Origin of the sequence: Roseateles asaccharophilus, from assembly GCF_031458115.1 — a bacterium.
Lineage (GTDB): Bacteria > Pseudomonadota > Gammaproteobacteria > Burkholderiales > Burkholderiaceae_C > Pelomonas > Pelomonas asaccharophilus_A.
This window is the reverse complement of record NZ_JAVDXV010000001.1, coordinates 360,925-372,885: the sequence shown is the minus strand read 5'-3', so window position 1 is coordinate 372,885 and position 11,961 is coordinate 360,925. Positions and strand designations below refer to the sequence as shown.

The following is an 11,961-nucleotide window of genomic DNA, read 5'->3' as shown; positions in this document are numbered from 1 at the left end:
TTCTTTTTCAAGCACACCGGGCCTCGCAAGAGGCCCGCTTTTTTTGGCGCCTGAGTCCCGAGATCAGCGCCGCCGCGCGATGACCAGCGCGCCCAGCGCCGCCACGGCACCCAGCACCGGCACCGCGCGCCAGCCGAAAGCTCCCAGCAGCGCCGAACCCAGTGCCGCACCGCTGGCCATGCCGGCGAACATGACGCCGACCAGCACTGCATTCAGCCGGCTGCGTGAGGCCGGGTCCAGGCTGTAGACCACGCTCTGGTGCGACACCAGCGCCGCCTGCACGCCCAGATCGAACACGACGGCCACGGCCACCAGCAGCCACAGCGAGGCCGGCGCCACGGCCTGCACGGCGAACGCGGCGAACACCAGCAGCGCGCCCACGCGGATGACGGCCTGCGGGCCGCGCCGGTCGGCCAGGCCGCCTGCCAGCGGCGCAATCAACGCCCCCGCCGCGCCCGCCAGGCCGAAGGCCCCCGCCACGGCGCTGCCCTGGCCGAACTCGGGCCCCGCCAGCACCAGCGCCAGCGTGGACCAGAACGCGCTGAAGGCCACGCTCAGCAGCCCCTGCGCCAACGCCGCGCGGCGCAGCGGCGCGTGCTGCGTCCACAGCCGCGCCATGGACCACAGCAGCTCGCCATAGCCGGCCTGCGTGGCCGGCTGGAAGCGCGGCAGACCGCGCCACAACAGCGGCATCAACAGCGCCACGACCAGCGCCGCACCGCCGTACACCGCGCGCCAGCCGGCCAGTGCCGCGAGCGAGCCGCTGGCCACGCGCGACAGCAGAATGCCCAGCAGCAGCCCCGTCATGACCTGGCCCACGCGCTTGCCGCGCTGCGCTTCGGGTGCCAGCGTCGCGACAGCGGGCACCAGATCCTGCGCCAGCGTGGCCGCCAGACCGATGGCCACGCTGGCCACGCACAGCGCCGCGAAGCTGGGCGCGGCCGCGGTGAACGCCAGCGCGACCACCAGCGCCGCGGCCTTCACGACGATGATGCGGCGCCGGTCGTAGCGATCGCCCAGCGGCGACAGCAGCAGGATGGCCGCGCCATAGCCCAGCTGCGTCAGCGTGGGCAGCAACCCGATGGCGGCGCTGCCCACGCCGAACTGCGCGGACAGCAGGCCCAGCAGCGGCTGGACGTAGTAGATGGACGCGACCGCCAGGCCGGTGGCCGTGGCGAGCAACAACGTCAGCGCGGGGCCTAGCGTTGGATTCGGCGGTGTGTACTGCATGGGGCCGGCAGTGTCACCGCAGGCAACAAGCCCTTGCAGGCCCGCGGGTCTCCGGCGCTATCCTGCCGCCATGACGGACGACGACCTGCTGCGCTACTCCCGCCACCTGATGCTCGACGAGATCGGCATCGAGGGCCAGCAGCGGCTGCTGGATGGCAGCGCGCTGGTCATAGGCGCCGGGGGGCTGGGCTCGCCGGTGGCGCTGTACCTCGCATCGGCCGGCGTGGGCCGCATCACGCTGGTGGACCACGACCATGTGTCGCTGACCAATCTGCAGCGCCAGATCGCGCACGACATGAGCAGCCTGGACCGGCCCAAGGTCGAATCCGCCGCAGCGCGCATGGCCGCGCTGAATCCCGGCGTGCGGGTGCGTGCGCTGGGCGTCAAGGCCGACGCCGCGCTGCTTGACGAGGAGGTGCCGCGCGTGGACGTGGTCATCGACTGCAGCGACAACTTCGCCACGCGCCATCTGGTCAACGCGGCCTGCGTACGCCATGGCCGGCCGCTCGTGTCCGGCGCGGCGATCGGCTTCGACGGCCAGATCAGCGTCTACGACAGCCGCAACCGCGACCAGCCCTGCTACGCCTGCCTGTTCCCGCCCGAGTCCGGCTTCGAGGACGTGGCCTGCGCCACCATGGGCGTGTTCGCGCCGCTGGTGGGCATCGTCGGCAGCCTGCAGGCGGCCGAGGCCTTGAAGCTGCTGGCCGGCATCGGCGAACCCATCGCCGGGCGGCTGCTGATGCTGGACGGTCGCCGCATGCAGTGGAGCGAGATCGCGATGCAACGCGACTCGCAATGCTCGGTCTGCGGCGAATGAAATCCGGCTGAGCCCCCGGATTGGGGCAGAAAATCCAGCGAACACCCGCCCACAATCTTTTCCCGTCGATGAAGCCCACCGAAGCCCCCACGCGCAACTTCCCCACCGCCAAGGAAGAGACCCGCGCCCTGCAGCCGCACCCCGACTACGACGGGCCGGGCAGCGCCTATCAGCTGGCCTTCAACGACGACCAGTTCCTGCTGCGCCAGGACATGCGCGCCATCCGCATGCAGCTGGAGCTGATGAAGCCCGAGCTGCTGCAGAACGAACAGGGCGTGAAGTCCACCATCGTCATCTTCGGCAGCGCGCGCATCCTGCCGGAGGAGTCGGCCAAGGCGCTGCTGGCGGCCGCCGAGCAGAGCGGCGACGAGGCCGCCATCCGCCAGGCGCGCAGCAAGCTGGCCATGAGCCGCTACTACGAAGAGGCACGCCGCTTCGCACAGATCGCCACGACCACCTGCGCCGACCGCGCCCGGCCCGTGGTCATCGCCACCGGCGGCGGCCCCGGCATCATGGAGGCCGGCAACCGCGGCGCCTACGAGGTGGGCGGCAAGAGCGTGGGGCTGAACATCGTGCTGCCGCACGAGCAGTACCCCAACCCCTACATCACGCCGGAGCTGTGCTTCCGCTTCCACTACTTCGGCCTGCGCAAGATGCACTTCCTGATGCGCGCGATCGCGCTGGTGTGCTTCCCCGGCGGCTTCGGCACGCTGGACGAGCTGTTCGAAAGCCTCACGCTGATCCAGACCAAGAAGAGCCGGCCGCGCCCCATCCTGCTGTTCGGGCGCGAGTTCTGGAGCCGGCTCATCAACATCGACCTGCTGCTCGAGACCGGCATGATCAGCCCCGGCGACGAGAAGCTCTTCCACTACGTCGAGACGGCCGAGGAGGCCTGGGCCGTGTTGCAGGCCCAGCCCGAACTCGCAGCGCCTGCGGCCGCGTGATCTGACCCTCACCACATCATGACCAAGCTCAGAAACGTCTCCCTCATCGGCGCCCCCACCGACATCGGCGCCGGCGCCCGTGGTGCCAGCATGGGGCCCGAAGCCATTCGCGTGGCCGGCCTGCGCGAGGCGCTGAGCGCGCGTGGCGTCGACGTCATCGACCGCGGCAACCTGACCGGCCCGACCAACCCCTGGCAGCCGCCCGTGGCCGGCTACCGGCACCTGGACGAGGTCGTGGCCTGGAACCGCACGGTGCACGACGCGGTCTACAACGAGCTGAAGACCGGCCGCATGCCCATCCTTCTGGGCGGCGACCACTGCCTGGGCCTGGGCTCCATCGCCGCCGTGGCCCACCACTGCCGCGACGTGGGCAAGAAGCTGCGCGTGCTGTGGCTGGACGCGCATGCCGACTTCAACACCAGCGAACTCACGCCCAGCGGCAACATCCACGGCATGCCGGTGGCCTGCCTGTGCGGCTTCGGCCCCAAGGAACTGATCGAGATCGGTGGCCATGTGCCGGCCATCAGCCCGAAGTGGGTGCGCCAGATCGGCATCCGCAGCGTCGACGAGGGCGAGCGCGCTTTCGTGCACGAGCACGACCTGGAAGTGTTCGACATGCGCTTCATCGACGAGATGGGCATGCGCCACACGATGGAGCTGGCGCTGGCCACACTGGACGACAACACCCACCTGCACGTCAGCTTCGACGTGGACTTCCTCGACCCCGTGATGGCTCCCGGCGTGGGCACCACGGTCGGCGGCGGCCCCACCTACCGCGAAGCCCATCTGTGCATGGAGATGATCCACGACACCGGCCGCATGGCGTCCATGGACATCATGGAACTGAACCCGGCGCTGGACGAGCGCAACAAGACGGCGCTGGTGGCGGTGGACCTGATCGAGTCGCTATTCGGCAAAAGCACCTTGATGCGGAAGTAAGTTTTCCCCTTCTGCTGCTGACAGTCCGGCGCTAATGCCCAAGTAGAGTGGCGGGCATGGACGCCACGCCCTACCTGCTGGTCCAGCTCAGCGACCCCCACATCACCCACCCGGGCCGGCTGATTTCCGGCCGCATCGACACCGCCGCTGCATTGCGCCATGCGGTGGACCGCGTGCTGCGCCTGCAGCCGCGGCCGGTGGCCGTGCTGGTCAGCGGCGACCTGGTGGACGCCGGCCACCCCGCCGAGTACGCGCAGCTGCGCGAGCTGCTGATGCCACTGGTGCGCGACGGCCTGCCACTGGCCCTGCTGCCCGGCAACCACGATTCGCGCCGCGCGCTGCAGGAGACCTTCACGGGCTCAGGCGGCGTGCACTGCGGAGAGCCGGATGCCGCCGCCATCCAGTACGCGCTGGACCTGCCGGGCCCGCTGCGGCTGGTGGTGCTGGACAGCCTGGTCGACGGCCAGAGTGCCGGCGGGCTGGACGACGCCAAGCTGGCTCAGGCCCACGCGCTGCTGGCCGCGCGCCCGGATGTGCCCACCATCGTCGCGCTGCACCACCCGCCGCATGCGAGCGGCCTGGAGGTCATGGACGGCATGAGCCTGCGCCAAGGCCTGGCCGGTTTCGAGGCGCTGATCCAGGCCCACCCGCAGGTCGAGCGCGTCGTCTGCGGTCACCTGCACCGCATGACGCTGGGCCGCATCGCCCACGCCACGGTCGTCAGCGCACCGTCCACCGCCCATCAGCTGCAGCTGGACCTGCGCCCCGGCGCACCGCTGTCGCTGGCGCTGGAACCGGCCGGTTGGCTGATCCACGCCTGGGGACCGGGCCTGCCGCTGGTGACCCACCTGTCGCTGGCGGGCGCGCCCGAGGTCATCACCGACCTCTAGGGCCGGCCCGGTCTGCGACGATGCGGCACATGAAGATGCCGCTCGCCACCCTGACCCTCGCGTTCGCTGCCCAGGCCGTCGCCCAGACGCCCCAACCGAGCGACACCGAGCGCTACACCCTCTTCCACGCCCCCGTCACGCTGCTGCGCAACGCGCAGCTGTTCGACGGTACGGGCAGCGCACCGCGCGCCGGCATGAGCGTGCTGATCCGCGACGGCCGCATCGCCGACGTGAAGCCCGACGCCGAACTGAAGGCCCCGGCCGGCGCGCTGGTGAAAGACCTGGCCGGCGGCGCGCTGATGCCCGGCTTCGTGCTGCTGCACGAGCACCTGTTCTACCCGACCGAGAAGGGCAGCTACGGCGCGTTCTTCCAGAGCTTTCCGCTGCTGTACCTGGCCGGCGGTGTGACGACGATGCGCACGGCCGGCAGCATGAGCCCCTATGCCGACCTGAACACCTGGAAGGACATCAAGGCCGGCACCGCGCCGGGGCCCGACATCGACGTGACCGCCCCCTTCCTGAACGGCATCCAGGCCTTCGTCGCGCAGGTGCCGCGGCTCGCGTCGCCCGACGACGCGGTGCACCAGGTGCGCTATTGGGCGGACATCGGCGCGACCTCGTACAAGGGCTATATGCATCTGTCGCGCGAGCAGTTGGCCGCCATCGTCAAGGCCGCGCATGAGCGCCAGGCCAAGGTCACCGCCCACCTGTGCGCCGTGACCTATACCGAGGCGGCGGCCATGGGCATAGACAACCTGGAGCATGGCTTCTTCGCGGCCAGCGATTTCGTCGATGGCAAGCAGCCCGACGCCTGCCCGACCGGCGACGCCGTGCCGCGCTCGCTGGACGCTCTGGCGGCGGACGACCCGCGCATGGCCGCGCTGCAGCAGCAGCTCATCGCCCGCAAGGTCGCGCTGACGTCCACGCTGACCGTGTTCGAGACCTTCTCGCACGGCCGGCCCATGGCACCGGCCGGCGCGCTGGACCTGCTGATGCCGCAGTTGCGCGAGCAGTACGTGTTGCGCTACACGGCCATACAGCGCGGTGGCCCCAACACCTATGGCCGCGTGCTGCCCAAGGCGATGGCCTGGGAGAAGCGCTTTGCGGACGCCGGGGGGCTGCTGGTGGCCGGCACCGACCCGACCGGCTATGGCGGCGTCATTCCGGGCTTCTCGTCGCTGCGCCAGTTCGAGCTGCTGCGCGAGGCCGGCTTCGACGCGGCCGCGACCGTCAAGGTCATGACGGCGAATGGCGCGCAATACCTGGGCCGCAGCGCCGACGTGGGCCGCATCGCGCCGGGGCTGCGCGCTGACCTGATCGCATTCGCCGCACCGCTGGATGCCGCCAAGCCGGCGCTGCCCGACGTCGCCTGGACGATGAAGGCCGGCCGCGCCTGGGACCGCGCCAGGATCCTGAACGCGTGGAAGGGCCAGGTGGGCCTGCGCTGATGCTCAGTAGCTGACCGGGTAGTCCTTGGGAAACCGGGCGCTGGCGAAGGCCTTCTTCTGCGTCCAGTCCTGGGCCGGCGCGGTCCAGTAGCTGTCGCCGGCGGGCAGCCCCAGCGCCAGCAGGCCGGCGGCGGCGATGTACATGCTGCCGTTGTTGGAGTACCAGTCGCCCAGCTCCGGCTGCGGGCCGCGAAAGCCGATGTTCAGGGTGCCGCTCTTGTTGAAGTTGCTGGGGCCGTCCCAGATCGCCACATGCGCCGCATGCAGCGCCGCGCGCACCTGCCCCTCCGGCAGCGAGGCCGGCAGCTGCTTGCGCCAGGCCAACAGCGCCAGCGGCTGGAACACCGCCGTGCGGTAGGTCAGCGACCGGCCGATGGGCGGGTAGCTGCCCTCGGGGCCGATGAAGCGCTCCAGGTGCTCGCAATAGCGCTGCGCGCGCCTGACGGCCTGCGCGCGCAGTTCGGCCGGCTTGGCGCCCCAGAAATAGGCCTTTTTCTCCGCCACCACGTCCAGCACCTCGATCAGCATGGGGTGCATGACGTAGGAGCCGTAGTAGTCGAAGTGGAACTCGGCGCCGTCCTTGATCCAGCCGTCGCCCACATACCACTCGTTGATCTTGCGCACCGCGCCGTTCAGCCGCATCGGGTCGTGCTCCTCGCCGACGGACAGCAGCCAGGCCTCGTTCATCGCAGCGAACAGCAACCAGTTGATGCTGGGCACCTCCTCGCGGCGCAGTCCCTTGATCTCGGTGACGATACGCGCCTTGGTGGCCGCGTCCAGCGGCTCCCACAAGACCTTGGGGGCGCGCATCAGCGCGTTGGTGAAGTAGGCCGAATCCACCAGCGCCTGGCCGTGGCCCTGCCACTTCAGGTAGTCGGGGCTCTTCGGGTCCACCGAGTGCACATAGCTCTGCAGCGCCTGTTGCTGCAGCCGGTAGCGCAGCCGGCCTTCGGGCGTGTCGTCGGCGGGCAGCGCCAGCCACGGCGCGATGCCGGAGATCAGCCGGCCGAAGGCTTCCAGATAGGCCACCGCGCGGTCGCGGCCGTCCCAGGTGGGGCTGAGCTCCAGCGCGAAGGTCTGCTTCAGCCGGCCCCTGGACATGGGCTCCAGCACCGGCTCGGCCATCTGCTGCAGAAGCTTCAGCAGGTAGGCGCGCTCGTGGCCCGTGGCGGCAACCGCCTGCCCGGCGGCGAGAAGGGCAGGCCCGGCCGCGGCGGCCCGCATGAAGTGGCGTCGTTCCATGAGCAGACCCTTACTTGTCGAGCAGGCGGACCATCTCGGCCCCCGCCAGCAGGAAGGCGCCGACGCCGAAGTGCGTCGTCGAGTTCACGTCCACCACCTGGCCCGGAATGGCGCGCTCGCCGATGGGCTGCACATAGCCCAGCTTGCCGTCGGGCTGCAGCGCCACCGTCGTCAGGTAGCGCCAGCCGCGCCGCGCCGCCGCCAGATAGGTCTCGCGCGGCAGCAGGCCGCTGTTGACGCCCCACAGCAGGCCGTAGGTGAAGAACGCCGTGCCGCTGGTCTCGGGGCCGGGCGCGTGGGCGGGGTCCATCAGGCTGCGCGTCCAGTAGCCGTCGGCCTGCTGCAGCGGCAACAGCGCCTTGGCCATGGTCTGGAAGCGCTGCACGTACTCGGCGCGGTGCGGGTCGTGGGCTGGCAGTTCGGCCAGTACGCGGGCCAGGCCCGCAAACACCCAGCCGTCGCCGCGCGCCCAGAAATCCTTCTTGCCGTTGACGCTCTTGTGCTTGGGGTAGACGTACTTCGCGTCGCGGTAGTACAGGCCTTCAGCCTCGTCGTACATGATGCTGTTCGCGTAGCGGTAGTACTCGTTCAGCTTGTCCAGGTACTGGCGGTTGCCGGTGGCCTTGTAGAGCTTGGTCATCACCGGCATGACCATGTAGAGGCCGTCGGCCCACCACCAGTAGTCGTTGCGCGCGGTGGCCATCTGGTACTCCATGACCTCGCGGGCGCGGGCGATCTTGCGCGGGTCTTTGCCGTCCAGCTGGTAGAGGTCGGCATAGACCTGGAAGCAGATCTGCCAGTCACCGAACAGCACGTAGTCGTCGGTCTCGCCGTAGCTGTACTTCCAGGCGGCCTTGTCGGTGGACTTCGCGCCCTGCCACTGGTTCTGCTCGGCCCAGGCCTGCGTGTAGCGCAGGTACTTGTCGTTGCCGGTAGCGCGCCACGCCTCCAGGTTGCCCGTGTGGTACGCCGCGACATTCCAGAACGCCCACTCGTTGGCCGGCGTGCGGGCCATCCAGTAGCTGTTGGCCTTATCGATGGCGGCGACGACGTCGGCGCGGGCGGCCGTGTTGGCAGGCGGCGCGGCGCAGCCGGCCAGGCCCAGGCTCAGCAGCAGTGCGCTGAAGAAAGTGGTCGGCTTCATCGTCATCGCGGTGTCGTTGCCCGGGCGGGTTGGGCCTTGTCGGCCGCGGTGCCTTCGCCGTCAAAGGGCTGCAGGCGGAAGGCCACTGTGGTGGGTTCCAGCGTCGTGCGGTACTTCATGTGCGGCTGGCCGACGAAGCTCCACGTGTTGTCGCCGCCCACGCCCCATTGCGCACCGTCGATCAGCAGCGTGCCGCGCTCGCGGGGCTGGATGTCGCTGCTCTTCCATGTGCCCGGCGGGCGGCGGTAGAGGTCGGTGTAGGGGAAGGCCAGCGCATTGGCCATCAGCAGGCTCTTGCCCTGCACGCGCAGGCCGCGGCCGCCGCCGGACAGCTCCAGCCAGCGCACGTCCACCTTGTTGCCGGTGTCCTGCGGGCGCATGTAGTCGTGGTGCTGGTCGGCAATCGCGCCGCGCCACAGGCCCACGGCGGCGCCGGTCTTGCGGTCCACATAGCTCTCGTGCGGGCCACGGCCATACCAGGCCACGGTCGTCAGCGACGCCGGCGTGTCGAACCACAGCCCCATGCGCACGGGCGGCGGCAGGTCGCTTTTCAGCGGCGTCAACTTGCCCTCGACGTCGACCGCGCCGTCGCCATGCATGATGTACGTGGTGACGAAGCGCGCCGCGCCCGCGCCCAGCGCATGCTCCACGACCGCCTGCACCGCCCCGCCGGCCAGGCGCCGGGTGGCGAGCGAGCGCAGCTGGCGCTGCTCGGTCATCAGCTTCCACACGCCTTGCTGGCGCACGGTGCCGGTCAGCGTGTCGTTGTCGGTCTCGGCGCGGAAGAAGTTGGGCTTGCCGCCGCTGAGCAACGCGTCGCCGGCCCGGCCATAGCGACTCAGCAGGCCGGTCTGGCGGTCCAGCACCAGCGTGATGCCGGCGGCGCTCAGCGTCGTCGTGTCGGCGGCCTCCTTCAATTCGACGGCACCCTGGGCCGGCGCGGCCAGCGCGATCGCATGCGGCGCCAGCGCGAACTGCTCCCAGCCGATCACGTGCCCCTCGGGCACCAGCGGCACCGCACCCGCGCGGGCCTTGGCGCGCACGGTGACGAGGTACTCCACACCGGGCTGGCGCTTCAGGCCCGCCAGCGGCAGCTTCACCGTCTGCTCGTCGCGCGCCTTCGTTGCCAGCGCCGGCAGCGAGCCCGACGCGACGGTCACGCCATCGGCCTGCACGGCCCAGTCGAACGCGAAGCCCGACAGGTCGCGGAAGTCGTGCCGGTTGCGCACGGTCACCGTCGATGCCTTGGCGTCAAAGTCCTCGAACTGGATCGGCGACTGCACCTTCTGGACCTCGTACAGATGCGGATTGGGCGTGCGGTCGGGCTGGATCAGCCCGTCGCCGAACTCGATGTCGCCGCCCGAGTTGGGGCCGTACTCGCCGCCATCACCCCAGTAGCGCCTGCCGTCCTTGGTGGTGCGGTACATGGACTGGTCCACCCAGTCCCAGATGAAGCCACCCTGCAGTTTGTTCGGATAGCGGTAGATGGTGTCCCAGTAGTCCTTGAAGTTGCCGCCCGAGTTGCCCTGCATGTGGGCGTACTCGCACTGGATCATGGGCTGCTTGCGCGTCGGGTCCAGCGCCCAGTCCACCATCTTCTCGATGTCGTCGTACATGGGCGCGTAGATGTCCACGTAGGCATTGGGCTCGTGGGTCCAGTCCACCGTGCCCCAGCCCAGGTAGGAGACCAGCCGCGACGGGTCGCGCTTGCGCGCTGCCGCAGCCGCCTTCTCGAACGTGGGGCCTATGCCGGCCTCGTTGCCCAGCGACCAGAAGATGACCGACGGGTGGTTCTTGTCGCGCTCCACCATGTTCAGCACACGACTGACATGCGCGGCCTCCCAGGCAGGGTCAAAGCCCAGCTGCAGCTCCTGGCGCCGCTGAGGATGGCGGTTGCCCTCGTCCATGTAGGCGTGGCTCTCGATGTTGGCCTCGTCCATCACGTAGAGGCCGTACTCATCGGCGAGCGCGTACCAGAGCTCGGCGTTGGGGTAGTGCGAGGTGCGCACCGCGTTGAAGTTGTTGCGCTTCATCAGCTCCATGTCGCGGCGCATGGAGGCCTCGGAGATCACATGGAAGGTCTCGGGGTCGTGCTCGTGGCGGTTGATGCCGCGTATCGTGATGGGCCGTCCGTTGACCGCCACCAGGCCGTCCTTGATCTCCACGGTGCGAAAGCCGATGCGCTGCGGCGTGGCCTGGATGAGCTGGCCGTGGGCATCGAACAGCTCCACCAGCAGCGTGTAGAGGTTGGGCGTCTCGGCGCTCCAGGCGCGCACGCCGGGCACGGTCGCGGAGAGCGCCTGCGTCGCCGCGGCGCCGGCCGGGACGATGGCGTCCTGCGACAGCACGGTCTTGTCACCGTCCAGCAGCGTCATGCGCAGCTTCTGCGGCGCGGCGCGCGCGGTCAGCGCCACTTCCATCGCCAGCGTGCCGTCGCGATAGGCCTTGTCCAGCCCCGCGCGCACGAACAGGTCGGTCAGCCGCGCCTTGGGCACCGCCTTCAGGTAGACCGAGCGCTCGATGCCCGACACGCGCCAGAAGTCCTGGTCTTCCAGATAGGAGCCGTCGGACCAGCGATGGATCTGCATCGCGACGAGGTTGTCCTGGCCCGGCTTCAGCAGCGCCGTGATGTCGAACTCGCTGGGCAGCTTCGAGTCTTCCGAATAGCCGGCTTCCACGCCATTGACCCACACGCGGTAGGCCGAGCCGGCCGCGCCGATGTGCAGGATGACGTCCTGCCCCGCCCAGCCCGCAGGCACCGTGAAGCTCTTGCGGTAGGAGCCCACCGGATTGGTCGCGTGCGGGATCAGCGGCCGGTTGGCCGGGTGTGGGTAGGTGATGTTGTTGTAGCGCGGCTGGTCGTAGCCCTCGGCCTGCCACATCGCCGGCACCTTGATGGGCTTCCAGGCCGACGCGTCATAGGCCGGCTTCTCAAAGCCGGCGGGCACGGCGTCGGCCGATGGCGAGAAGTGGAAAGCCCACTGGCCATCCAGCGTCTGGTAGCGGGCCGAGCGCGTCTTGTCGCCGGCCAGCGCGGCGGCGCGGCTTTCGAACGCGAAGTGCGTGGCCGCGGCGGGCAGCTTGCCGCGCGCGAACACGGCCGGGTTCTCCCAGTCGGGCCGTGAGGCATCCACCTGCACCGGATGCACGCGCGGCGCCTGGGCAACGGCCACGACGGCACACATCAGCAACGACAACGCCACGCTCACGCTGGCCACCGGTCTTGTCCGCACGCGTCAGTCCTTGTCTCTGTGGATCTACGGGGTCGGGCAGCTTAGGTTTGGCCGCCATGCGGGAGGTATGAAAA

The 11,961-nt window shown here is 69.7% G+C and carries 9 protein-coding genes; 5 read left to right on the top strand and 4 right to left on the bottom strand.

Annotation, left to right across the window (positions count from 1 at the left end):
• Window positions 1–63: 63 nt before the first annotated feature.
• Window positions 64–1,230 (bottom strand): MFS transporter, encoded by a 1,167-nt coding sequence (locus J2X21_RS01650; RefSeq protein ID WP_310324054.1) that lies wholly within the window; start codon window positions 1,228–1,230, stop codon window positions 64–66.
• Window positions 1,231–1,300: 70 nt separating this feature from the next.
• Here J2X21_RS01650 and J2X21_RS01645 point away from each other — a divergent pair, with 70 nt between their 5' ends.
• The 5 genes from J2X21_RS01645 to J2X21_RS01625 all read left to right on the top strand — a co-directional run bounded on the left by J2X21_RS01645 (window position 1,301) and on the right by J2X21_RS01625 (window position 6,268).
• On the top strand, window positions 1,301–2,047 hold the full coding sequence (locus J2X21_RS01645) for a HesA/MoeB/ThiF family protein (RefSeq protein ID WP_310324052.1): 747 nt from the start codon (window positions 1,301–1,303) through the stop codon (window positions 2,045–2,047).
• A 68-nt stretch (window positions 2,048–2,115) separates the two neighbouring features.
• Window positions 2,116–2,991 carry an LOG family protein gene (locus J2X21_RS01640; protein ID WP_310324051.1) on the top strand — a complete coding sequence of 292 codons (876 nt, stop codon included), beginning with the start codon at window positions 2,116–2,118 and terminating at the stop codon, window positions 2,989–2,991.
• A gap of 18 nt (window positions 2,992–3,009) precedes the next feature.
• Window positions 3,010–3,930 carry an arginase gene (rocF, locus tag J2X21_RS01635; RefSeq protein ID WP_310324049.1) on the top strand — a complete coding sequence of 307 codons (921 nt, stop codon included), beginning with the start codon at window positions 3,010–3,012 and terminating at the stop codon, window positions 3,928–3,930.
• Window positions 3,931–3,986: 56 nt separating this feature from the next.
• Complete coding sequence (locus J2X21_RS01630) at window positions 3,987–4,820, top strand: metallophosphoesterase (protein WP_310324046.1); 834 nt, start codon at window positions 3,987–3,989, stop codon at window positions 4,818–4,820.
• Between the two features lie 29 nt (window positions 4,821–4,849).
• The gene (locus tag J2X21_RS01625) at window positions 4,850–6,268 is read left to right on the top strand and encodes an amidohydrolase family protein (RefSeq protein ID WP_310324044.1); all 1,419 of its coding nucleotides are present in this window, start codon (window positions 4,850–4,852) and stop codon (window positions 6,266–6,268) included.
• A 3-nt stretch (window positions 6,269–6,271) separates the two neighbouring features.
• Here J2X21_RS01625 and J2X21_RS01620 read toward each other — a convergent pair whose 3' ends face one another.
• From J2X21_RS01620 to J2X21_RS01610, 3 genes are read right to left on the bottom strand one after another with little or no spacing between them, the layout of a single operon-like run.
• Entirely contained in the window at window positions 6,272–7,510 is a 1,239-nt protein-coding gene (locus tag J2X21_RS01620) for a DUF2264 domain-containing protein (protein WP_310324042.1), read from the bottom strand.
• Window positions 7,511–7,520: 10 nt separating this feature from the next.
• The gene (locus J2X21_RS01615; RefSeq protein WP_310324040.1) at window positions 7,521–8,654 is read right to left on the bottom strand and encodes a glycoside hydrolase family 88/105 protein; all 1,134 of its coding nucleotides are present in this window, start codon (window positions 8,652–8,654) and stop codon (window positions 7,521–7,523) included.
• 2 nt (window positions 8,655–8,656) lie between these two features.
• On the bottom strand, window positions 8,657–11,887 hold the full coding sequence (locus J2X21_RS01610; RefSeq protein ID WP_310324038.1) for a glycoside hydrolase family 2 TIM barrel-domain containing protein: 3,231 nt from the start codon (window positions 11,885–11,887) through the stop codon (window positions 8,657–8,659).
• Window positions 11,888–11,961 lie beyond the last annotated feature (74 nt).